Source organism: Acetomicrobium mobile (genome assembly GCF_937920065.1).
Window position 1 is genome coordinate 1 of the sequence record NZ_CALETC010000034.1, and the last position, 23,903, is coordinate 23,903.

The following is a 23,903-nucleotide window of genomic DNA, read 5'->3' on the forward strand; positions in this document are numbered from 1 at the left end:
GAGTGAGGGAAAGACTGTGGAGTTACATGATCTAAAAGGTTTGATAGAGATTGCGAAAAATAGCTGTTTACGATAAACATGGGTATCACAGAAGATATATTAGATGTATTCTTTAGCGGTTCAATAAATGCCGACTACGAACAGAACGGCAAAATATGGGTTTAATATAAGCGACAAGTCAGGAGGCCAAAGATGGCAAAAGTTCTAGCAATTTGCGTAAGTGATAAAAGACAGGAGCCCAAAAGGCCTGTGGCAGAGGCTCGATTCATTGAAGGAAAGGGAATAGAGGGTGATTCTCATTTTGGGTTTTCGACCCGCCATGTTAGCTTGTTGAGGTATGAGGATATAAAGTGCGCCGAAGAAAAGGCAGGTTTTGTTTTCCCACCAGGGTCCTTGGCCGAAAACCTCGTGATAGAGGGATTGCCCGACGAGATTCCCATAGGAAGCCGCCTTAAAATAGGTAGCGATGTGGTTTTGCTTGTCATAGAAAAAGGAAAAAAACCAGGCGAACCACATTCATATGATTATCGCGGGTGGTGTCTACTGCCAGAGGTGGGTTATTTCCTCGAAGTGGTAAAAGGGGGCATTGCCAAACCTGGCGATGAGGTCGTGCTTGAAATTTGCACTACCGATTAAGCCAGTGTTCTTAAAGAACGTCCTCGGTGAGATGGTTCAACCGCCTTTTAAACAGACTCTCCAGCACAAATTTTAACTTTTTTAATTTAACTAGAATTATTTTTGATCAAGGCCGCTTGCTGCAATCGTTTATTTTATTCAAACAAGCGGCCTTGACATTTGTAGTAAATTACTGCTTAAATATAAACTAATCAAATATCAGAGGAAGTGATTAAAAATGACTGGAAGTGAAAGTCCACTTATCAATATATCTGATGAATCAACGTTTTTTTCCTTTGATCCAGGGTTAACTCCTATTGCCGAGGTAGAACAAAATGTTTTAGTGAAGATTGAAACCAAAGATTGTTTTTCAAATCAAATTACCAGCGAAGAACAATTAATCATGGATATCGACTTTTCAAGGATAAATCCTGCCACAGGACCTGTCTTCATAAAGGGTGCAAAAAAGGGCGATGCTTTAGCCGTCAAAATCCACAAGATAGATCTAAAACAGCAAGGGGCAATAGTTACCATACCGGAAGAAGGTCTCCTGGGGGATAAAGTCAAAGAAGCAAGGACCAGGATATGCGATATTGAAACAGAAGAAGTTCAATTTTTGAATTTAAACTTACCTCTTAGAAAAATGATAGGCGTGATTGGCGTAGCAACACCGGAAAAAACTGCAACGGGGACTCCTGGAAGACATGGAGGTAACATGGACGCCACAGTTATAACTGAGGGTGTAACTGTTTATTTCCCAATTAGCTACGATGGAGCTTTATTTGGGCTGGGAGATCTCCACGCCGTGATGGGAGATGGAGAGGTTTGTGTTGCAGGATGCGAGACTCCTGGGTATGTTACAGTTGAATTCGAATCCTTAAACGAATTAGCGCCCCCATGGCCTTGTGTTGAGGCAAAGGACTGGCTGTATATTATCGTTTCCGATGAAGACGTAAATAAAGCCTTTTACGAAGCGACGGAAGTTGCCGTAAGAGCCCTCCAAAACGCTCTGAAGCTTGATTGGCATGATGCATACATGTTATCCAGCATTGCAATGGACCTGGAGATATGTCAACTTGTGGATCCCCGCAAAACGATCAGGTCGAAGCTTCCTAAAAGCTTAATATCGATCGAAGAACTTCTTAAGTCAATATCCGCATGAATTTTTAAAAGTGCCGGATTAAATTAGGAGTGGTAAACCATGACAGAGAATCAAGAGAACAATCATACGGAGAAACAGGAATTAAAAAGAGTTCTAAAAATGTGGGATCTCATTGCATTTGCCATAATAACAATGGTCCCGATAGCGCCGATGGGCATATATGGTGTAGTTGCCGTGCTTAGCAAGGGCCATGTTCCTCTCTCATACGCCATCGCAGCTTGCGCTATGGTATTTACAGCGTGGGGATATGGTCAATTCGTGAAGCGATATCCTGAAGCTGGCTCAGTGTATGCCTACGTAAGAGAAACTATTGGTGCCAACGTAGGTTTTATAGCAGGATGGACGATCTTGCTGGATTACATTTTAATTCCAGCGCTAGTCATATTGGTTTCTGCTCTTTGGCTGGAAGCCCTTACGGGCATTTCCATGATGGTATGGGCTTTGCTCTTTATCATCACAGCTACTATTACAAACGTCTTAGGGATAGAGCTCACGGCAAAAGCTGCTAATATATTATTTTATTTTGAAGTATTTGTTTTAATTGTTTTCCTAGTGGTAGCTGTTTATAAAATTACAACAGATCCCGCTTTATCCTTCTCTATGAGACCATTTTATAATCCTGAAACTTTTAATTTTAAATATGTGCTAAGCGGTACATCTGTTGCTGTTTTAAGCTTTTTGGGTTTTGATATTATGACTACCCTAGCCGAAGAAACATTGGAGGCTAGGAGAGTCGTGAGCAAGGCTGTAGTTCTTGTAATTCCCATCATTGGAATAATGTTTGTTTCACAGACTTACCTAGGCGCCATTATTCACCCTGGCTACGAATTTGCGGATCCGGATGTTGCCTTTTTCTACATTGCAACCGAAGCTGGGGGGCGATGGCTACAAATTTTGATTGTGCTCGGCACTATTCTTGCATGGGGCGTAGGAGATACAATAGCTGCGCAAGCCGGGATATCCAGGGTTTTGTATTCTATGGGTAGACAGGGACACCTCCCGAGAATATTTTCGAAATTGCACCCTACTCGCAAGACTCCGTACGTTTCCACGATTATAGTGGCGTTAATAACAATTCCTTTATTGTACTTGCTTACGCTCAAGGATATTTCTTCACTTGTCAACTTTGGAGCTCTTACATCGTTTGCTCTAATGCATGTCGCATTGGCTTATAGATTGGTAAAAGTTGAACATAAACCTTTAAGTATAGTGATGCCTATCATTGGTTTTTGTATAACAGCGGTTGTTTGGTATGGACTTGATGTACTAGCTAAGAGTGTTGGTATTGTCTGGATAATTGTAGGGGTAATTTATCTTGCTTTTATCACTCGAGGCTTTAAGGTCAAAACGATTCTTCCTGTGGACTAGGCTACGAACTAGATATTATAAAAAGATCAGCGGGTTTGCTGAGAGACCATAGACTTTCCACCTGGTAACGTTTGCAAGGTAGCAAGAATTTAACCGGGCTTGTTTAAGGCGCGGATGTTTCGATATGGGTAGAAAGGGGAAGATTATGTGATCGTTCATGAGCTTGTTGCTTCTTTGGAAGCGGAGCTCGGAAAGCTTAAGGTTAAAAAGGCCGTCATTGGCTTGCGTTACGCCTGCGTCATATTATCCGATGACAGCTGTGGCCTGGCTGCAGTTTTAGATGAAGGCTACCGCTGCAGTGGTTATAATTGGTCTGATCCACTAGCCGGATCTTCTGCTTTGGAGCTTGCACGAGGGTTGTTGACTGCCGACCCGATTTTGTCTTCCTTAGGTCTTGCTACGGTAAATGCCCTGCTTTCTCGCGATGCACCGCTTCAAGAAATCGAGCCAATAGAATTGTTGGGCATAAATAAAGATGACGTCGTCGGTATGGTGGGTAACATAGCTCCCTTGGCTCGACAGATAGCCGAGCGGGCGAAAAGACTTCTCATATTTGAGCGAAACCTCGCGAAACACGTCCGCGACGTTCTTCCCGATTGGGCTGCCGAGTGGGAATTGCCTCGATGCAGTGCAGTTTTCATCACGGGAACCACATTTATCAATAAAACGATAGACCACCTGCTAGAGCTTTGCAAGGGTCGCGTCGTCATCATAGGCCCTTCAACCCCGCTGTGGCCTAAATTGCTGCTTCCCTCTCGTCGATCGAGGGGTGTTGATGGACTTTTTGGCGTGAAGGTCTGCGAACCGGAGCGCGTGTTTCAAATAATTAGCGAGGGCGGAGGCACGCGATCCTTTTTGAGCAATGGGGCCACAAAGGCAGCATTGGTTTATGATAATCTGTAAGCCTTTGGAGATTTGCAGATTAAATTGTATCTTAAGATTTTTTAAGCAAAACCCTTTTATCTCCAACCCGCCTCGTTATTCCTCGGGCGTCAAAGTCCTCAAGCAGCGGAAGTATGTATTTTCTGCTGGCGTTGGTAGCATCGCGCACCGAAGCTATGGTTATTTCAGAAAGCGAACGCAATATAGTCAGTGCCTGATTTTCGACGTTTCGTGAGAGCAAAAATTCGCCACCTATTACCCTAAGTTGACCGCTTTGCCTCACGACGTCCAAAACCCGATTTAACTTTCCCTTGTCCCATTTTAACTCTTTCATTGCCTCTTCGAGGGACGGAAATTGAAAGCCCCTTTCATCGCAGTAAGCCAGCAACCTTTCTATATCCTCTAACATGCTTTCGTCAAGCTCTGGAAAAGTTCCAGAAAGCCTTGCTATTTCTCCATCCACTTCGATAACGCCATGGCTTGCGAGCATCTTCAACAATTCCTGGGATTGTTTTTTCGTCAGGGGAAGTTTCATAAAAGATATCAAGTCTGAAGCCTTCATCCCCGCCAAATGAGGGTTCTTTTTGTGAAACTGCTCCAGCAAGCTGCGAAGATTGTCTTTTATAGCTTCGTAATACGCAGATGACATCACTAAGGGCTGATCTCCACATTCAATGAACATCACGCTTGAATCTTTTGCAATTGACTTTAACATGTCTTCCAGTTGTTGGGGAGTTTGCTGGGTTAGTGTTACGGCTTCGCTAAATTGCAACAAACCGTAACGTTCTATGATTGCTGTAATTTTTGAGGTCAAACTTGATGTACTGGCAAGTTTATTCAAAAAACCTGCGAGTTCGTTTCTGGCCTTCCTGCCCTTTGGCTTTTTATCATAGGGGAAAAGGACTTCGCCTCCTCCTATGGTACGCAAGGGAGCATGAGATCTGATTACAAAACGCTGGCCAATGAGTGCAACGACGGGCTCGCTTAACACTGCTTGCGCTAAGGCATCGTCCCCTGGGGTTATCTTTGCATCACTCAAGAGTGCGACTCTTGCCATTACCTCAGAAGTCCCTATATGAAAGTGAACCTGTTGCCAGTGTTTTAAAGGTTCAGGTGCGGAGGAAAGAAGGATTAGTTTCACATCAAGACACTGCGTAGTTTTAAATAAGTTCTTCGTACATACCACGTCGCCACGCTCAAGCTCCGTGGATTTAACGTCAGGCAAGTTTAACGCTGACCTTTGCCCTGCTAGAGCTTCACTGACAGGTTTGCCGTGCACCTGTATCGAACGCACCTTCGAGGTTTTACCCAAGGGCAATACGTCCACCGTATCGTCAACATGTATTTTTCCCTTATATACTGTTCCCGTAACAACGGTACCAAAACCTGCTATCGGAAAGCTCCTGTCAATGGGCATGAAAAAAGGGCCATCCGTATCGCGAGCCCTTAGTTTATCTACTGTGGCGTCAATGACTTCAAGCAAATGATCCAGATTCATGCCCGTTATCGCAGAAACGCAAATTATTGGCTTGTCCTCGAGGAACGTCCCTTTAACTAAATCCTTTACATCTAATTTTGCGAGTTCAAGCGTGTCCTCATCGACCAGGTCTGCCTTAGTTATGGCGACTAATCCCTCTTTAATTCCAAGCAACGATAGAATCTCAAGGTGCTCCCTTGACTGAGGCATGACTCCCTCGTCAGCTGCAACGACGAAGATGACAGCATCAATCCCGGCTGCACCAGCAACCATTTGCCTGATGAAACGCTCATGTCCCGGAACGTCTATGATGCTTATGATTCGGCCACTGGGAAGTTCAAGAGGTGCAAAACCGAGCTCAATGGTGATGCCTCGTTTTTTTTCTTCGATGAGTCTGTCGCAATCAACGCCGGAGAGGGCTTTTATAAGCGTCGTTTTCCCGTGATCTATATGGCCTGCCGTCCCGAAGACGATGGTTGTTTCCCTGGGGTCTGCCATTAAATATTCCTCCATGTTTCGGCTTTGGAAATTAAAAGGTCGTCCTCCCCAGGCCTCATCGTTCGAACGTGAAAGATTACTCTTTCTTGATCGACGTTGGCTATAACGGGAGGTTCCAGTTGTCTTAGAAAAGCCGTAAACCTCGAGGGCCCTATTTCTTCGGGTGGCGCAATGGCGACCCCAAAACCGCTTAATTCATCGTCAGGAAACGCTCCTCCGCCGACTACGTCTTTTACTTCAATAACGTCGATATTCCAGCCTTTCTCGCTAATCAATAATTCCCTCAATGAATTCGCCAGATTTTCTGCCCTCATCTTTAAGTCATTTGGATCTACCATGAGCATGGTAAGTGTGGGAATTTTTGAATGCTCTTCCCTTAAATATAGCCTTAAAGTAGCCTCAAGTGCCGCCAGGGTCATTTTGTCCACTCTTAAAGCGCGAAGCATGGGGTGTTTTTTAAGCTTTGCAATTACGTCCTTTTTTCCTACGATACCGCCGATCTGGGGTCCGCCAAGCAGTTTGTCGCCGGAAAAGGTTACGATGTCTACGCCATCTTTTATGCATTGGCCAATGGTCGGCTCTCCCTTTAGGCCATAGGTTGATAAATCCACCAAAGTGCCACTTCCAAGATCTTCCATTACCAACAATCCTCTTGAATGGGCAAGATTTGCAAGGTCTTCTCTTGCCACTTCCGAGTAAAATCCTACTATTCTGTAATTGGAAGGGTGAACTTTCAGTATTAACCTGGTTTCTTCCGTTATCGCCCTTTCGTAATCGTAAAGGTGCGTCCTATTCGTCGTACCAACTTCTACCATTTTTGCCCCTGAAAGGGCCATTATATCGGGGATCCTAAATGACTCTCCTATTTCGATTAATTCACCTCGCGAGATGATGATTTCTCCATCCGAGGCAAGCGCCGTTAGGCACATTAGGACGGCACCCGCATTGTTGTTTACCACTAGTGCCGCCTCTGCTCCCGTTAATTGGCACAAAAGCCATTCAACATGGTCGTATCTGTGTCCTCTTTTGCCCGCTTCAAGGTTATACTCGAGGTTGGTGTAGCACCTTGACGCATCGTGGACGGACGCTATTGCTTCATCGGCCAGACAGGATCTGCCCAAGTTCGTATGCACTATGACCCCTGTTGCATTAATGACGGGCCTCATGCTTTTTTTTGAGGATTTCTCCAGGGTCTTTTTGACATCGCTCATTAATCTTTCGATGTCCACTTCCTTCGCCTCGCCGCTGAGCATGCTTGCCCTAAAGTCTTCGAGCATGCTTTCGATGAGCGATTTTACGGCTTTACGCCCAATCATCGGATAGTAATCTTGCACCCATTCTAAGGACAATATTTTGTCCATGGACGGGATACTGCGTAAATATCTGCTGACATCTTCGCTCATTTTTTAATAATCACTATCCTTTTGGCCAAAAATAAGACTCGCGCCGCACTGTATAATTTTAACTTTAAAACTATACTAAAACTATAGCCCATAGACTATTGTGCAAGATCTACCAAGGCGTTAAGCAGAACATCGCAACCGGTCTTTAAGTCTTCGTATTCAGTGTCTTCTTCTGGTGCATGGCTTATCCCCTCGATGCTTGGAACGAATATCATTCCAACGTCTGTCACTTCCGTTAGCAGTGCCGAATCGTGACCAGCTCCGCTATTCATCCTTAAGAAATTGACATTGAGTTTTTCAGCGACCCTTTGTATGACCGAAACTACTTTCTCAGACAGTTTAACAGGATCCGACTCGCCAACCAAGTTTACCGAATATTGCAGTCCCCGCTCGTCTGATATCCTTTTTACCTCTTCCTTGATCAGTTGCTCTACCCTTTGGATTCCTTCTGTTTTTATGTCGCGAATATCGATTGTGAAGGTTACCTTTCCAGGAATGACGTTGGTGACGTTTGGGAAACACCAAATTTTTCCGACGGTTGCGACTGTAGTGTCAAAGGCTTCGTGCTTTGCACAGTGTTCGACGAAGGATATTATATTGCTTGCGGCGACAAGTGCGTCTCGCCTCAAGTTCATGGGCGTGGTGCCTGCGTGATTTGCCTTTCCCGTCAACGTGACCGCAAGTTGTTTAATTCCTACTATCGCCTCAACTATGCCAAGAGGAATTGATTTGGTATATAAGACGTTGCCCTGTTCAATGTGAAGTTCAAGCAATGCTTTTACGTCACCCTTGCGAAGAACGTAATCTTCAAGCTCATCCGGGTTTAACCCAAAGTTTTTAGCAGCTTCGTAAAAAGAAAGGCCCTCATCGTTGGTTAAATTCTTAAGGTCTTCAACGGTGTACTTGCCAACTAAGGCCTTGCTTCCGATCAAACCGCCTCCGAAGGAGGCGCCCTCCTCCTCCACGAAGGCAATGAATTCGAGCGAATGTCTTATGGGAACGTTTTGTTCCTTTATTACAGTAAGTGCTTCCAATGCAGCTACGACGCCTGCTGCTCCGTCAAGTTTGCCACCGTACAGCACAGTGTCAATGTGAGAGCCACACATAATGGGAGGAGCGCCTGGATCGGAACCTTTAAGCTTGGCCCTAAAGTTACCTACCGGGTCAATCATAACTTCAAATCCCATGGATTCACAGGCTTTTGACAGAAAATCCAAAGCCTTTCTGTGCTCGGGCGAAAAAGATAGCCTTGTGTAACCCTTTCCCGGTGTCGAATTAAAGCTGCTTAATGTTTCAAGGTTATGCTTGATCCTCTCAAGGTTTGTCTCAAGCACGCGCTCTCACCTCTCTAGCTTTGATTTAAATAGTCAAGAGCATACTGGACGTAAAGGGCAACTCCTATCTCTAAAGCATCTTCGTCTATGTTGAAATTGGGATGATGATGGGGGTATGTAGTCTTTTTTTCCTCGTTGCCGATGCCCACCAGGGCTAAAGCTCCAGGGGCTTTCTTTAGAAATTCTGCAAAATCTTCTCCGCCCATGACCTTCTCGTATTCAATCAGGCCGTCCTTGCCCAGTATTTTCTCGACCGCTCTTTTCGCTAAAGCGGAACACTCAGGATCGTTAATGACTGGAGAGGTGGCAAATTGATAATTCAAATGAGCCTCTGCCCTATACCCCGCAGCGACGCTTTTTGCCATCCTCTCTATGGCTTGGGGCAATACATCTTTAATTTTAGGATTAAAATAACGATTTGTGCCCTCCAATTTAGCTTCCGAGGCAAGTACGTTAAACCTTGTACCCGCTACTAACTTTCCTACAGTTACGACTACGGGCTCTAGGGGAGATAACTCCCGGCTTACTATGGTTTGAAGCGCCATTACAATGTCCGAGGCCGCAACAAGAGCGTCAACACCCTCGTGAGGCGCCGAACCATGCCCTCCCTTTCCACTAACTGTGATGTCAAAGACGTCGACAGCGGCCATCCTAGGTCCCGCCTCGACCGAGATTTTGCCCATGGGCAGCCCGCTCCAAAGATGTATGGCAAATACGCTGTCAACGCCCTCCATTACTCCGTCATCTATCATCTTTAAGGCACCTTGTGCAGTTTCTTCCGCAGGTTGAAAGAACAATTTTACACTGCCCTTCAGCTCGTTTTTGATCATCGATAAAACTTTGGCCGCTCCTAAAAGCATGGCAGTATGTCCATCATGTCCACAGGCGTGCATGAGTCCATCTGTCTTCGATTTATACGGTATATCGTTTTTTTCGTAAACCTCCAGGGCATCCATATCAGCCCTCAAGGCAACGGTCTTGCCGGGTTTTTCTCCTTTTATGATGCCAACAACTCCCGTACCTCCTGCCGTTGTGTGAGGTATACCAAGTTTATTCAGCTCTTCTTTGACTCTCTTAGAAGTCCTAAATTCCTCGCCAGACCTTTCCGGATACATATGAAACTCCCTTCTAAGATCGATAACGTAGTCCTTAACATTCTTTACTAACGCTCTAACGTCCATTTTTGCGAGTGCACCTCCAACATGGTTTTAAAGTAATTTTATAGCAAGTTGACGAATATGCCTGCCAAAACAACCGAAGCTACAGTAACCGTTGTAAATCCGCCAACCAACATTTTGGGAAGCAGGGAATCCATTAAAAATTTGAATTCCTCGGGATTTTCAGCCAAAGCCTTGGAAGCTTCCTCCGTCAGGACGTAATTAGGAGGGAAACCATACAAAGCGGTTAAAGCACAAGCAAATGCCATTTCTTTGGAATAACCTAATAACTTGCCTAAGGACATTGACAGTATCGCCATCCCGAGGACGCCTATAATTATTATCCCAAAAAGCGGACCAACCAATCTAATGATCATATCCGGCGTAGCCTCCGCCAGGCCCGCAAAAATAAAAGCCATCAAAGTTGTCATCATGAAGCCAAATGAATTGGACAGCTCCAAAGGCCTTCGTTCGATGAAGCCTATTTCGGCAGCAATAACGCCGTAAATTAAACAAATTACGAAGCGGGAAACGACCTCATTAATGGCTGTGGCTGTCATGGCTGATGCCCAGGCTACAAGCCCGAGTTTTAAAAGGTACATATAAGTTGTCCTGTACTTCGAGGGCACCTGGGGGACAATTTGTATCTTAGACGGTTTAATTATAGGATTGACACTTTCCGATGCCAGGATTTTATCGACCTTGATCTCACCGCTTCTATAGGCAGACAACAATCTCTTGCCCTCACGTTTCAGCGCGAGAGCTGTCAAAGGATACCCAAAAAAGCCCTGCGAGACGTACATTACAATGGCTAAAACGGAAAGCTCCAAAAGTCCCTTGCTCATTGCCGCTTCCTGCATCATTAAAGCCGCTACAATCCCTCCCGTGAGAGGAGGCGTGGCAATGACAACTGCATCCCATCCGAATAAATATTTGCCTAAAGTCATGGTTCCAAGTGCTATTCCAACTATACCGGCTAAAGAAACTGCTACAGTTTTCCATTGCGCTGCCAGTTCCTTGATGTTAAGCATAGTGCCCATATGGACCAGCAGCAAGTACATGGATAAAGTTGCAAGTGGTTGACCTAAACATGCCAAATCAATAAGATTTTTTGGTAAAATTGTCCAGAAACCCAATAAGAATATGACTGCTGACACGAAAACCGATGGCACAAAGGCCTTTGTCTTGACCGAAACAACATCGCCAATGTAGAGAATAAGCAAAACTGTGGCAAAGGCAGCAATAAGATCAAAGCTCATGAAAACATCCTCCCTTTAGTTTAGTTTTGAAATTTATTTGTTTATATTGTTATTTTGTATACTGTTATTATTTCATATTCTCATATGCATTATTTTATCTTATCTTTTTAACGCTCAAAAAAGCTTAAAAGCTTGGCGTATCAAGCTTTTAAGCGCATATGACAATCATTAGCAAGCATAGCGCATCGATCAGCTGATATAACATAGCACTATAATATAATATGACTTATCTTATAGTAACATATGTCATTTTCCGTAATTTTACCTAATCTGTCAATAGTTTGTTTTTTGGTATTGCTACTTGTTATACAACTTACGAATGTTTTAAACGATGCTAAAATCGAGTTAAAACAAATGCAAATTAACCAAATAAGCCGGTTCAAAAATGATTTAAGGATTGTTATTTTAACTAATTTTAAAAATTAAACAAAATGAGAGGGGATTTGGAATGCCGATAGGATCAACGGATGCGTTAATAGTTGTGGATGTCCAGGTGGATTTTTGCCCGGGCGGTAGTTTGTCAGTGCCGGGTGGTGACGAGATAGTTTCCGTTGTAAACCAACTTGTAAAATTATTTGAAAAACGGGGTGGTCTTGTTGTATTTTCGCGGGATTGGCACCCAAAAAATCATGTGAGCTTTAAAGACCAAGGAGGCCCCTGGCCGGTTCATTGCGTGCAGAATACTAAGGGTGCCGAGTTTCATCCCGAACTTTATATCCCCGATTCTGCCATCATCGTGAGCAAAGCCACGGAAGCTTCAAAGGAAGCATACTCAGCCTTTGACGACACTGAGCTGGCTGAAACCCTAAAAGAAGCCGGGGTTAAACGAATTTTCCTATGTGGCTTGGCGACTGACGTTTGCGTGAAGTCAACGGCAATCGATGCGGTAAAGTTGGGATACGAGGTTTATGTGGTCGAGGACGCTTCACGGGGCATAACAAAAGAAGGCGTCGAAAAAAGCTTAGAAGAAATGAAAAAAGCCGGCATAAATATCATCGAAAGCTCTCAAATCAAACAAGCTTAAGTTAAATTTCAACATGCTCCGATAAGCAAACGTTTAAAATCTACGTTGCAAAAACCGGCATTTGCGAGGCCCTTTTTGACAAACTAAACTACCCAAAGGGAGTGAAAAAGCATGAAAGTAGTTGACGCACGGGGGCTAGTTTGCCCGAAACCAGTTATATTGACGAAACAGGCCATAGATTCAGGCGAAAAAGAAATCGAAGTTCTCGTTGATAATGACGTTTCCTTTCAAAACGTCAAGCGGTTCCTCAAATCACGCGGGTACAGCGTTATCGAGGATATAAAGCAAGATGACGGGACGTACGTCATTCGTGGGAAATATGAAGGGCCATCAGAAGACCCAACCGAGAGGCGCCAAACAGCATCTTTAACTTCAACGCCTTCAGCACAAAATGATAAAAAATCCATAGGAATTTTAATCCTGTCAGACACGCTTGGCAGGCCAAATGACGGATTAGGCGAGGTGCTCATGAAAAGCTTTCTGGGCGTATTGCTTGAGGAAGACGAGCCGCCCGTAGTTTTAGCGCTCATGAACGAAGGTGTGCTCCTGGCTTTGCCGGAAAATAGCGCGTGCGACATATTAAAGGACTTAGAGGAAAAGGGGACGACCATACTTGTATGTGGAACGTGCACCAATCATTTCGGGGTAACAGAAAAAGTCACGGTGGGAACCATTTCTAATATGTTCCAAATAACGGAAGCCGTGATGGAGGTTGATAAGGCCCTGATTTACGGTTAAAGAATAGGAGTTGATAAGCAGGGATTGTGGCAAAGAGCTTTACTACAAAAACTGTTCCCACAGGGAATTTGCCACGCGAAAGCCCTTGGCTGAGAACGCGTGCTTTCCTTGAATGGTTTTTTTACAATCTTCAGGAAGCAGATGCCATACCTGAAGGAACTTCTTGTATGCCTGCCATCCCCATTTCCTTCTGAAAGCACGAGCGGATACGCCCCACATTGTCCTTAAGGCAAGCATCGCCGATTCCGCGGCTGCCTTTTCATTTGGCAAGATCTCTTCATAAACGATGGGAAATTCACCCCTAGAAATACTATCGGCATAGAGCTTGATGTCACTGGCATTGCCGTATCTGTATCCGTTTAGATAACCCCACGCGCTCGGTCCGATTCCTAAGAAGTTTCCGCCCTGCCAATAGGCAATGTTGTGCCTGCACCAGTGACGAGGCAAGGAAAAGCTAGCTATTTCATATTGAATAAATCCTCTTTTAGGCAGGTACCATTGAGCAAACCTGTATAAAGGATATCCTTCCGTTAAACCCTCAGGTGGGTTTTCGCCCCAAGGAGTGTTTTCTTCTAACGTCAGCTCGTAGATCGATAAGTGGCGAATGCCAAATTTCAGGCAGTCTTTGATCGTCCTGTGCCAGCTTCGTATCGTTTGTCCGGGAAAACCGAACATCAAATCTACGCTGGTATCAAGGCCGCTTGCGACCAGTGCAGCTATGGCGTCAGCTGCTTCATAGGCACCATGCGGACGCTTAAGCCAACTTAACTCTGCGTCATCCAAACTTTGAACCCCGAGGCTTGCACGTGTGATCCTCCAAGAGCGCCAAAGTTTGATGTGGCCTAGACTCAAAGTGCCCGGATTTGCTTCTACGCTTGCTTCGAGCAAAGGCAAAAAATTGACGTATCGCTCAAGCGTAAGAATCAGCTTCTCCCAATGTTTTGAGCTTAAGACGGTGGGTGTGCCCCCTCCAATGTAAAGCGTCTGAGCGTGGATCTTGCCTCCGGTCAGTGAGGTCCACATTTTTAGCTCATTATCTAAAAGGTTTAAATAGCTTTCAATGTCTCCTGTTTTTGGGACCACGCTGTAAAAGGCGCAGTAAGGACATTTTTGAACGCAAAAAGGTATGTGAACGTAAAGAGAAACAGGACACGAGAGCGCCCAAGAAAAACTTTCACTTAGAGGCATTACACTGTAATTTAAATTATCCTTCCTCATCGGCTTTCAAAAAGGCTAAAAATGCCTCCTGAGGAACTTGGACCTTGCCTATCATTTTCATCTTTTCCTTGCCCTCTTTTTGTTTTTCAAGTAATTTGCGTTTTCGCGTCACGTCACCGCCATAACATTTAGCGATGACGTTTTTGCGCAAGGGCTTTACGTTTTCTCTCGCTATCACGCGGCTTCCTATGGAGGCCTGTATGGCGACTTCAAAAAGCTGCCTGGGTATGAGTTCTTTAAGTTTTTTTATGACGCTTAAAGCGCGCTTGTAAGCATCGTCCTTATGGCAAATAAAAGAAAAGGCATCGACCGGTTCTCCGTGGATGAGCACATCCACCTTTACCAGATCCGATTTTCTGTAACCTACATGCTCGTAGTCAATGGAAGCATACCCTCTCGTTAAGGACTTCAAGCGATCGTGAAAATCGACGATGAATTCCGCCAAGGGAAGGTCGTAAACGAGCCTTACCCTTTCCGTGGTAATGTAATCCAGCGAGACGTACTCTCCACGTCTGTCTTGGCAAAGTTTCATCGCCTTTCCTACGTAATCGGCAGGCAGAAAGATCGTCAGCCTTATGTAAGGCTCCCTTATTTCTTCTATTTTTCCGGGATCGGGGAAGTCAGACGGCTTGTGTGCTTCGATAACGCTTCCGTCACTTAATACAATCTCGTAGGCGACATTCGGTGCTGTGGCAACCAGATCGATTTCGAACTCCCTGCGGAGTCGCTCAACGGTTATGTCCATGTGTAGCAATCCCAAAAAGCCGCACCTGAAGCCAAAGCCGAGCGCCTCGGAGGTCTCTGGCTCAAAGACCAACGATGAATCATTCAGCTGTAATTTCTCTATAGCTTCACGTAGGTGAGGGAAATCGTCCCTATCGATGGGAAAAAGCCCGCAAAACACGACGGGCTTGATGCGCTTATAACCCGGCAAAGGCTTATCTGCCGGAGAGATAGCGTCTGTTATGGTGTCGCCGGCGCGGGCCTCCCAAATGGCCTTCACGTTTGCGATTACATAACCAACCTCTCCTGCTTTTAGTTCATTTGCCGCGGACATAGAGGGTGTAAAAAAGCCCACTTCCTCCACTTCGTATTCCCTCTCGGTCGCCATAAAAAGTATGAGTTGCCCCTTTTTAATGCGCCCATTTACCAGCCTGACATAAGATATTACTCCCCTATAGTTGTCGTAGACCGAGTCGAAAATGAGGGCCTGCAATTTAGCATTTGGGTCGCCCGAAGGAGGTGGAATACGGTTTACTACTGCCTCTAACACTTCGATTATCCCTATGCCTTCCTTGGCGCTTGCTAATATGGCTTGCGATGAGTCCAGCCCTATTACTTCTTCGATCTGGCGTAAAACTTCTTCAGGACGTGCGCCCGGCAGATCTATTTTGTTTATCACGGGGATGATCTCCAATCCCTGCTCCACTGCCAGGTATGCATTGGCCAAGGTTTGAGCCTCCACGCCCTGTGCGGCATCTACCACTAAAAGCGCGCCTTCGCACGCTGCAAGGGACCTGGATACCTCGTAACTGAAATCTACATGCCCCGGAGTATCTATCAGGTTTAACACATATTCGTTCCCGTCTTTGGCCTTATACTTCATCCTGACGGGCACGAGCTTGATCGTAATGCCTCTTTCTCGCTCGAGGTCCATTGTATCCAGAAACTGCTGTCGCATTTTTCTAGATTCTATGGTATTGGTATGCTCAAGCAATCTGTCAGCAAGCGTAGATTTGCCGTGATCGACATGAGCGATTATGCAAAAGTTTCTGATGTTGTTCATCCATTAACCACCCCATACACTTATGATACGTCATTTGACGCATCGAGAAACTTTGTATAGTCTATCAAAGCCAACATAGATTTGTAAGTAAATTATATATTTTGGGAGGCAAAAGAAATGAAAAACAAACCCCCAAAGGCGCTGCTCCTTTTTTCAGGCGGACTCGATTCGCTGCTTGCCGGAGAAATTTTGCGCAGAAACAATGTACAAGTCACATGCTTGACCTTTACAACTCCATTTTTTTCCGCTGAAAAGTCCGTTTCAGCAGCACGCCTTTATAATTTCCCACTAATTATAGCACCACTTCCCGAGAAAGCATACATTAACATACTTATCAACCCCCCGCATGGCTTCGGGAAACACATGAATCCCTGCATAGATTGTCACGCTTTAATGTTAAAGGTGGCAGGTCAGATGATGGAAGAAAGAGGATATGATTTTTTGGCTACCGGCGAGGTCTTGGGAGAAAGGCCTAAATCGCAAACATCAGCGGCTTTAAGGATGGTAGACGCTGCTTCAGGCTACGCTGATTATATTCTAAGGCCCTTGTCTGCCAAGCTGCTTCCTGCAACGGCTCCTGAACGGGAAGGCCTGGTAAATAGGGAGAATTTGCTTCCCATTTCCGGGCGTAGCAGGAAAGAACAAATGGAACTGGCAAAAAAATGGCAAATCACGACTTATCCTTCGCCAGGAGGCGGATGCCCTCTCACGGAGAAGTTTTTTTCTTTAAAGTTAAGACGTTTAATGGAGGCTTTTAAGGAGCATTTTTCCTTCTTCCACGCCGCTCTTTTGCGCGTCGGCAGGCATTTTTTACTTCCTCAAAAAAACCATTTAGTCATTGGGAGAAATGCCCATGAAAATAAAAGGCTAATTCAGCTTCGGCTTCCTTCGATGTTGTTGCTGAATCCGATTAACGTGAAAGGTCCAACGGCACTGCTTTATTCTCATGACGCTCCAGTCGTCATGGAAAATTTGGAGATATCTGCAAAGTTCGTAGCGCGCTACAGCGATCACGAAAACAGCGCCGTACGGATCTTAATTACTTCCCCTGAGGATTGCCTTAATATCGTCACTAAACCGGCTCACCCCGCAGAGTTGGAGAAATTTAGGATATAATGGTGCATTTGCAAAAAATACAGCCCTAGTAACGTGCTTTTTAGCGATCTTGAATCATTTTATTATCTTATTTTTTACGCTGGTCACTAAACTTTTTACAGCATTAAGATAAATTGTGGCTTCTATGCCAAGGCCAACCAAGTTAAATCCTTCCTGTATACGATTCAAAGCTTCCTCGGCTGTACTTGCGAAAGTGCCCGCTGCCTTGTTGGCGTTCTTGCAAATTTGAAGTAATTTCATAGCTGCTTCTTTGACCCTTGGATCTTCTACTTTGCCGGGTATGCCTAAGGAAGCAGACATATCGAAGGGTCCAAAAAAGATCATATCCACCCCCGGCGTATTTACGATTTCCTCGAGGTTCGTCAACCCCTTAATATTTTCGCATTGCAAGGCGATAAATGTATTTTCGTTGGATTCCTCGAAATAGGAAGTTAGCTCGTGTTTGCCGTATTTCGAGGATCTTGTAAAGGCAACTCCTCTTTCTCCGATTGGATCATATTTGGCGCTTCTTACGGCCCTAATTGCATCCGAAGCAGTTTCAACCATGGGAACCAACACTCCGTCAGCCCCTACGTCCAGAGCCCATAAAATTTCTTTCTTGGAATTTTCCGGCACCCTGACTAAGGTGCCCATTTTATGAAGAGAAGCTACTCTCACCATGTCCTGCAGTTTCTCTATGGAATGAGGGCCGTGTTCTCTATCAAGTACAACAAAATCAAATCCGCCCAATGCCAGAATTTCAACCGAATCGGTCGATGGCAGGATCACAAATGTCCCCAGCAATGTCTCCTTATTCGATATTCGTCTTTTAAGGCTAAACATATCAAAGAATTCCTCCTGTTCGTCATTTAATTGCCTTTTGTTGTTACAAAACTTCTTATGGTGCTTTCTTAAGCAAAACAGATAGCTGCATCTTTGTGTTGCTCTTCGTGAATAAAGTCTGCACGGCTGGCATTTGATCTTTATTCGTGGTATAAAATTTAAGTTAAAGATTATATACGTATTGATTATATATAAATATTGCAAAAAGTGAGGCAATTACATCTACAAGGGTGATAAAGATGTCCGAAGAAAGATGTGTACCCATCGCTAGCATAAAAGAAAGCATGAAGTCCGGCGATAAGTTCAAAACCGTCGGAGTGTTAGCCTCGGCGAGGCTAAAAAGAGATAAAAATAATCAACCCTACTGGGACCTGACCATCGTGGATGCAAGCGGAACGCTCTATGCCAGAGCATGGTCGGACAGCAAATGGTGGGACATTAGAGATGGAGAAAAAAAGGCCCTCACTCAAAATGAGTTAGAAGGTCTTAGCAGCGTCTCAAGACAACCTGTGGGAGTTTTTGGCGTTGTAACTAAATACAAACAAAGACTACAGTACCACATAAACCAAATTTACTTGCTCGACTCCGATAAATATCCGCCAGAGTCTTTTATAGAAAAATCGCCTGTACCGCTCGAACAAATGGAAGCGGACTTTTGGGCTATAGTGAACGAATGCGGCGATCCTTTGCGTACCTTTCTGCACACGCTTTTTAGCGAAGATTTGTGGGAACAGTTTAAGATCGCTCCGGCTGCTGTTAAGAATCATCATGCCTACGTCCACGGCTTACTTGAACATACTCTCGATGTCACGAAAAGTGCCCGGGCCATTGGGTTTATTTATTTAAATAAAGGATTAAATGTAGATATGGATGTTCTGACTGCCGGGGCACTGTTGCACGACATTGGAAAACTTGGCGCTTACTCAATTGATTTAGCTCCTCAAATTACACTGTATGGTGCCGTGATAGACCACATCCCTTTGGGCTATTCCATGTTCATGGATTTTGCCAGAAAGTACGACCTCGATGAAAACATCACCTTGGCAATAGGCCATATCATAGTGAGTCATCACGGAAAGAAAGAATACGGATCTCCCGTTCTGCCAAGCACGCCGGAGGCTTTGATTGTCTCTGCTGCCGATGAACTTGACTTTCTCATTTACTGTTGGGATTCTGCATATCCTGCCGATGAGCTTTCATTATCTGAATACAACGGACCGGCCCAGCGGCGCTTTTGGAAAACATAAGTGTGAATCTTGCATGGTTTTACCAAAAAGCCAGAGATGTTTTGATCTGGCAACTTATCACATTTCACCGAAACAAATCGCTAAAACCGACTATCTGCTTACTTCATTTGGTAGAGCGTCCGGGGACGGCCCGGTTTGCCCTCCGGGCTTTCCTGGCTTTTAAATAAAGTCCCTTTTTCTGCGAGGTATTCCAAATAACGATGGGCTGTCGGATAAGCTAAACCAAGGTTGTCACAAAGAAACTGTACATCAAAAAACTCGGTATCTGCATTTGAAACTAGGAGATCAATTACTTTTCTAAGGGTTTCTTCAGATATCCCCTTCATTGGGTAGCTTTGACGCGTCATTTTTCTATAGTGGGCTAGTTTGGCATGGACCTGAATTCGAGAAGCGAAATCTAAAAGGCGCACTGGTTTGTTCACGAAATCATCGGCCCCGGCAAGAAGAAGCTGGCGAGCAATTTGGGGATGCTCTTCAATGGTAAGGACTAGTAGTACCACTGTATCTGAAATTTCCCTTGCCCTTTGAATAACTTCAAGGCCACTCATTTTAGGCATGTGATAGTCTACGAGCAGTATGTCGATCTGATTATTAATCACCCAAAGAAACGCCTCGTCGGGCTCTGTTGTGGTTCGCATATCCCAGCCCTGAGACTTGGCCATTGCTTCCAAAGTATAAAGAACACTTGTGTCATCATCAATTGATCCGAGGTACAGTATTGTCTTCACCCCCTACCTCTTCCGTATTGCATAGAGGCAAAAGCAAAGCAATATAAGCCCCACCCAGCTCATCGCTGGTTCCAAGATACAGCTTTCCATTATGTTCTTTTGCGACGCTCCTTACGAAAGGTAACCCAAGACCAGTAGACCCCCAGGCGGAACGATGAGGCAAGGGCTCTTTTTCAAATCCGTACCCATTATCTTCTACTATAATTAATACGTGATCCTTTGTGACCTCCGTTTGAAAGCGAATAATAGGCGACGAGTTCCCAACTGTTGCTCGATGAGCATTGTCCAAGATGTTTACAATAGCCCTAGAGAGGAGTATGAGGTTCGCCTCAATGAAAGAGGTTGAAGAAGCATCATGCAAGCTCACCTGAATGCCGGAACTCCAGGGGAAGGGACGTATTTGACTCAAAGTGTAATTCACAACGTGTTCCACAGAAATGCGGTGATGGACGTGAGGATTCAAAATTTCCGAAACCATCTTATTCATGTTTACGGACGCATCTTGAATCTCCTTCAAATGTGCTTTCTCTGCAGGGTTTCCCAGCGAGTGTGACAAAACATCCGTCAATCCTATGATTACCGTAAGAGGTCGTTTGAGGTCGTGAACAAGTTGTTGGATTTCTATTACACTGCGATTTCGTAGCTGTTCTTCTCGTAAGGCAGAAAGTTCTCTCTCTTGACGACGTAGGCGTTGAAGCTGTGCCAGCCGCTTTTCATAATTTACAAAAAGCTCTATAGTAACAAGGGCGCCAGCAAAGACTCCCCCAAATGAAACCATTGCCATTACATTTAACACCCTTGCTTTGCCTGAAATCACTGCTATATTTTTTAGGACAGCAGAAAGCTCTCCCCATCCAAAGCCATAACTGGTAAGAGCTGGAACAACATCTAGCCACTGAAAAGAAAAAAGCATTAGCCCCAGCGCCATGGCCTTATTTGACCACCTTGAAACATCCCGCGTGAAGTATTGGATTAACATGACACTAGCGATGCTAAGGACAGCCGGCATTCCAAAATGAGGAATGCCGGGAAAATCAAAGATTGCCACCATTTGGTAGCATGCAGGAATAGCAAAAAGGGGGAGAAGCCGCTTTATTAAGGGTTTATTGAGATAATTTGCAAGACCATCGGCAAAGAAAAGCCACCCTTCGTAAAGAAGTAAGGCTTTTATTGTATTAACAAGTACTAGAATAGCTGAAGCTGCCATGAGATAACCGCTATCGTTATGCTCGACAGCTAACAGAAGATATTGAAAAACTGTATAGATAGGACGTTCGTAAAAACGCGAAAGAAACCACGCTACAAGAAGGAAGCATCCTCGCCCCATTTGCCTCCAATGGAGCGTTTTGTTGCCATCACGATACATTAAGACACTCCCCTTTAGGTTTTATGTAAGGGCCGATAAGCATTGACTCATGAAATGGACAAAAGAAAAGCCTCTATCCCCTTATCTATAATATCATTGTAGTCGGGAATGTTATTTACTATTACACTTTTTTCTTCGCTGATAAAGCCCAGCATTTCCAGAAAAGTCATAATAGCCGTCACATGTCGGGCTGTGCGGAGAGCTATGGGTTGATCATCTTCATAAGGGATGAAGAGGCTCCCGAGTTTTGCTGCTTTCTGGTAGAATTTATCCTTGCCTGTCAAGGCCAAGGCTTCATTTGTGCGTCCTCGCAGGCGACCTTGGATTGGATTGCCTGTCTCCATAAGGATGGCCATTACGTCCGTATGATCTCCCCATTCTCTGTGAGAGAGGCCTCTTAAATTTCGAGGTGATGGCTCCAGACGAAAAGGTATTCCTCGCCCTTCCAGATCCATTGCTGCCATGGCACCAAGTTCCAAGCTCTTTTCATGGGCCACTATGGCGTTGACAACGGGGTATTCCGGCGATGCTTCATGAAGATCAAAGGCCAAATCTACGTCTTCCTTGCGAATTAGTTCTAAAATAGCGAAGGCAATACGCTGAGTTATAACACCATGTGGTTGTCCTGGATAGGCTCTATTCAAATTACGCATTTCACTGCCTGCAAGCCGCTGTCCTGAAGGTTCGTGAACGTAAATATCAGGGTCTGGCCATTGATAAACAGGATTCGTATCTCTCGACCCATACCTAAAGGTTCTAACCGAACCGTCCGGAAGAAGGAACCGAATATATTGAGGATATCCTTCCTGAGGGGAGTTATGGGTGAAAGCCGTATTGTTTGCAAAGGGTATCACTATTAAACGTCCTTTCTGTACTTGGGCTCGTTCAAGGAACAATACAGCAGCTATATACCCAGCAGGCTCGTTAGGGTGGGTCCCACCTAAGATCAGAACCGTTCCCCCCGGCTCTTGGCCTTCCTGTATAAATACCGGTGTATCTGCCGGTGTGTTGCCTATGCCTTGAAACCAATCTGAGAGCATCCTTTTTTCGAAGCCATCAGCCGGTATCACCACATCAGGTTGTCGCATGGCAAGAAAGTTCCGTCCAGTGACGTACATGACCAATAGTGCTACGGTTAAAAGAAAAATGGCTGTCTTGCGAGTACCTTTTATGTTCATTTTGTGCAACGCGGCCTCCTCATTTTATAAGCAAAACCCTCATGACAAGAGGGATAATGACCATAGTGGCAGAAGCCTGTTTCCAAAATTCTTCTTCTTGAAACATGCAGTGCACAACCACGAGAGAGATAAAAAGCGCTATTCCACGGTATACAAGCATTATCATTTTTTATAATTCCCCCCTAAAAAAGAAAAACCGCCAATTTATTCGCTAAGAGGATGATAGCTATCCCCCATAGAGCAGTGAGAATGGCGGGAAAGATGCAGCAACGAAGAACTTTTAAATAGTTATCTTCCCCTACTACTTTGGCAGAAAAAATACCGGCAAGGGCTGTGGGAGGCATAAGGTCTCCAAGTCCAGCAATAAGACTGAGAGCCGAAGCGACGATAATTTCGTTGTGGCCCAGCAAAGCTAAAACGAATGGAACTCCCAATACCGAAGCCGATCCGAAAGCCGACACTGCCCCAAAAAGAGGAATAGATACTCCTATGCCTACGTAAAGAAGCCACTTAGGAAGGGCTATAGCAGAAACTGTAACGAAACCTCGTACTCCGATCAACGTCATGATCTGAATAAACATGCCTACACCCATAAGAATTCCCATAACCGGCAATGCATCGTTTATAGCACTAATTACAGTCTGAAGAGGGTGCCATTTTACACCAGAAAAAAGGGCCGAAGCAGCAGCAAGAAGAAAGATTAGTGGCATGCCTAAAGAAGGCCAATGTGATGGGAAGACGCGTTCTACCGCGAACAATACGATGAGGACAAGCAATGGAATAAAGAGTCGAAAAGAAAGTGGTTCTCGCTCCATACGCTTAAGTTCTGCCTCCAGGCCAGATTCAGAAAAATCACCTTTTTTGAGAGGAGGGTAGATAAAAAGAAAAGCAGTGAAGATGGCAAGAGGTAAGGTGCATATAATAAGGGGAATTCCAAATCCTGAATAAGGCATATCTATCCCTCCGCCAATGATCATGGCCGGAAGGTTAACCGGAGGTGCAATCATGCCAAAGATTGCACCCATAGCAATAGCTGCTGCCGCCCTATGGGGGCAAACTCCCAGTTGGAGAAGGACTGGTGCTACTAAGGCACCAGTGGTAAGAACTGCCGCTGTAGAAGAGCCGGTAATCATGCCAGGAACCATGATTATAAACATTAACCCCATAGAAAGAAACGCCGGTTTTTTGCGAAATTTACGAATAATCCATGCAGCCAAGCCTTCTAAAAGTCCCGTGCTTTCCGCTGTTTTCATAAAAATCATTGCCGTAGCAATGACAAGTATTGTATCGAGATAACCAAACATGCCCTCCACAAGGTGACGCAGGGGAAAGCCTGCGCCACCTATGAGGGCTCCTGCTATGGCTGCGAAGGCCATTGCAATAGATACTGGAAACTTTATGGCAAAGGCTCCTACAGCAAATACTCCTATCATTGCTATTGTGTAAAGACCTTCTGGAAAAAACCACTCCACTATAGCCGGCAAGGCTAAATAACCCCCCACTCTCCCAGAACTTTTTTAAGATG

Annotated in this window: 21 protein-coding genes; 8 read left to right on the forward strand and 13 right to left on the reverse strand. The window is 44.9% G+C overall.

From position 1 onward, the window contains the following. Nucleotides 1–192: 192 nt before the first annotated feature. From Q7P41_RS01445 to Q7P41_RS01460, 4 genes are all read left to right on the forward strand, one after another. Nucleotides 193–636 (forward strand): MOSC domain-containing protein, encoded by a 444-nt coding sequence (locus tag Q7P41_RS01445; protein ID WP_303881594.1) that lies wholly within the window; start codon nucleotides 193–195, stop codon nucleotides 634–636. A gap of 217 nt (nucleotides 637–853) precedes the next feature. After that, nucleotides 854–1,777, forward strand: a complete 924-nt coding sequence (locus Q7P41_RS01450; RefSeq protein ID WP_303881595.1) for an acetamidase/formamidase family protein — start codon at nucleotides 854–856, stop codon at nucleotides 1,775–1,777. Nucleotides 1,778–1,816: 39 nt separating this feature from the next. Then, on the forward strand, nucleotides 1,817–3,145 hold the full coding sequence (locus tag Q7P41_RS01455; RefSeq protein WP_303881597.1) for an APC family permease: 1,329 nt from the start codon (nucleotides 1,817–1,819) through the stop codon (nucleotides 3,143–3,145). Nucleotides 3,146–3,292: 147 nt separating this feature from the next. Then, nucleotides 3,293–4,048, forward strand: coding sequence for a DUF364 domain-containing protein (locus Q7P41_RS01460; RefSeq protein ID WP_303881598.1), 756 nt, complete (start codon nucleotides 3,293–3,295; stop codon nucleotides 4,046–4,048). A gap of 31 nt (nucleotides 4,049–4,079) precedes the next feature. Here Q7P41_RS01460 and selB read toward each other — a convergent pair whose 3' ends face one another. From selB to Q7P41_RS01485, 5 genes are all read right to left on the reverse strand, one after another. Continuing rightward, on the reverse strand, nucleotides 4,080–6,002 hold the full coding sequence (gene selB / locus Q7P41_RS01465) for a selenocysteine-specific translation elongation factor (RefSeq protein WP_303881599.1): 1,923 nt from the start codon (nucleotides 6,000–6,002) through the stop codon (nucleotides 4,080–4,082). After that, nucleotides 6,002–7,405, reverse strand: a complete 1,404-nt coding sequence (selA, locus tag Q7P41_RS01470) for an L-seryl-tRNA(Sec) selenium transferase (RefSeq protein WP_303881600.1) — start codon at nucleotides 7,403–7,405, stop codon at nucleotides 6,002–6,004. The genes selB and selA overlap by 1 nt, the downstream gene beginning before the upstream one ends. Nucleotides 7,406–7,500: 95 nt before the next feature. After that, nucleotides 7,501–8,739: a Zn-dependent hydrolase gene (locus Q7P41_RS01475; protein ID WP_303881601.1), complete on the reverse strand. Its 1,239-nt coding sequence runs from the start codon at nucleotides 8,737–8,739 to the stop codon at nucleotides 7,501–7,503. 14 nt (nucleotides 8,740–8,753) lie between these two features. Continuing rightward, nucleotides 8,754–9,920 carry a M20 family metallopeptidase gene (locus tag Q7P41_RS01480; protein WP_303881602.1) on the reverse strand — a complete coding sequence of 389 codons (1,167 nt, stop codon included), beginning with the start codon at nucleotides 9,918–9,920 and terminating at the stop codon, nucleotides 8,754–8,756. 38 nt (nucleotides 9,921–9,958) lie between these two features. Next, nucleotides 9,959–11,155: a hypothetical protein gene (locus Q7P41_RS01485; RefSeq protein WP_303881603.1), complete on the reverse strand. Its 1,197-nt coding sequence runs from the start codon at nucleotides 11,153–11,155 to the stop codon at nucleotides 9,959–9,961. A gap of 448 nt (nucleotides 11,156–11,603) precedes the next feature. Here Q7P41_RS01485 and Q7P41_RS01490 point away from each other — a divergent pair, with 448 nt between their 5' ends. Beyond that, entirely contained in the window at nucleotides 11,604–12,179 is a 576-nt protein-coding gene (locus Q7P41_RS01490) for a nicotinamidase (RefSeq protein ID WP_303881605.1), read from the forward strand. A gap of 111 nt (nucleotides 12,180–12,290) precedes the next feature. Then, the gene (yedF, locus tag Q7P41_RS01495; protein ID WP_303881606.1) at nucleotides 12,291–12,917 is read left to right on the forward strand and encodes a sulfurtransferase-like selenium metabolism protein YedF; all 627 of its coding nucleotides are present in this window, start codon (nucleotides 12,291–12,293) and stop codon (nucleotides 12,915–12,917) included. Between the two features lie 42 nt (nucleotides 12,918–12,959). On the opposite strand, the gene hemW is transcribed toward yedF, so the two are convergent. Then, nucleotides 12,960–14,135, reverse strand: a complete 1,176-nt coding sequence (hemW, locus tag Q7P41_RS01500) for a radical SAM family heme chaperone HemW (protein WP_303881607.1) — start codon at nucleotides 14,133–14,135, stop codon at nucleotides 12,960–12,962. Further along, complete coding sequence (lepA, locus tag Q7P41_RS01505; protein WP_303881608.1) at nucleotides 14,122–15,921, reverse strand: translation elongation factor 4; 1,800 nt, start codon at nucleotides 15,919–15,921, stop codon at nucleotides 14,122–14,124. The genes hemW and lepA overlap by 14 nt, the downstream gene beginning before the upstream one ends. Nucleotides 15,922–16,038: 117 nt before the next feature. Here lepA and Q7P41_RS01510 point away from each other — a divergent pair, with 117 nt between their 5' ends. Beyond that, nucleotides 16,039–17,037 carry a hypothetical protein gene (locus tag Q7P41_RS01510; protein ID WP_303881609.1) on the forward strand — a complete coding sequence of 333 codons (999 nt, stop codon included), beginning with the start codon at nucleotides 16,039–16,041 and terminating at the stop codon, nucleotides 17,035–17,037. Between the two features lie 54 nt (nucleotides 17,038–17,091). Here the strand turns inward: Q7P41_RS01510 and Q7P41_RS01515 are convergent, their stop codons facing one another. Beyond that, on the reverse strand, nucleotides 17,092–17,859 hold the full coding sequence (locus Q7P41_RS01515) for an HpcH/HpaI aldolase/citrate lyase family protein (RefSeq protein ID WP_303881611.1): 768 nt from the start codon (nucleotides 17,857–17,859) through the stop codon (nucleotides 17,092–17,094). Between the two features lie 239 nt (nucleotides 17,860–18,098). Here Q7P41_RS01515 and Q7P41_RS01520 point away from each other — a divergent pair, with 239 nt between their 5' ends. Continuing rightward, nucleotides 18,099–19,106, forward strand: a complete 1,008-nt coding sequence (locus Q7P41_RS01520; protein ID WP_303881612.1) for a 3'-5' exoribonuclease YhaM family protein — start codon at nucleotides 18,099–18,101, stop codon at nucleotides 19,104–19,106. Between the two features lie 98 nt (nucleotides 19,107–19,204). Here Q7P41_RS01520 and Q7P41_RS01525 read toward each other — a convergent pair whose 3' ends face one another. From Q7P41_RS01525 to Q7P41_RS01545, 5 genes are all read right to left on the reverse strand, one after another. Next, a complete protein-coding gene (locus Q7P41_RS01525) occupies nucleotides 19,205–19,834 on the reverse strand; it encodes a two-component system response regulator (RefSeq protein ID WP_303881613.1) in 630 nt (209 codons plus the stop codon). Further along, on the reverse strand, nucleotides 19,803–21,161 hold the full coding sequence (locus Q7P41_RS01530; protein ID WP_303881614.1) for a sensor histidine kinase KdpD: 1,359 nt from the start codon (nucleotides 21,159–21,161) through the stop codon (nucleotides 19,803–19,805). The genes Q7P41_RS01525 and Q7P41_RS01530 overlap by 32 nt, the downstream gene beginning before the upstream one ends. 86 nt (nucleotides 21,162–21,247) lie before the next feature. After that, nucleotides 21,248–22,378, reverse strand: coding sequence for a succinylglutamate desuccinylase/aspartoacylase family protein (locus Q7P41_RS01535; protein ID WP_303881616.1), 1,131 nt, complete (start codon nucleotides 22,376–22,378; stop codon nucleotides 21,248–21,250). 19 nt (nucleotides 22,379–22,397) lie between these two features. Beyond that, the gene (locus Q7P41_RS01540) at nucleotides 22,398–22,544 is read right to left on the reverse strand and encodes a hypothetical protein (protein ID WP_303881617.1); all 147 of its coding nucleotides are present in this window, start codon (nucleotides 22,542–22,544) and stop codon (nucleotides 22,398–22,400) included. A 16-nt stretch (nucleotides 22,545–22,560) separates the two neighbouring features. Next, nucleotides 22,561–23,850, reverse strand: coding sequence for an SLC13 family permease (locus Q7P41_RS01545; RefSeq protein WP_303881618.1), 1,290 nt, complete (start codon nucleotides 23,848–23,850; stop codon nucleotides 22,561–22,563). Nucleotides 23,851–23,903 lie beyond the last annotated feature (53 nt).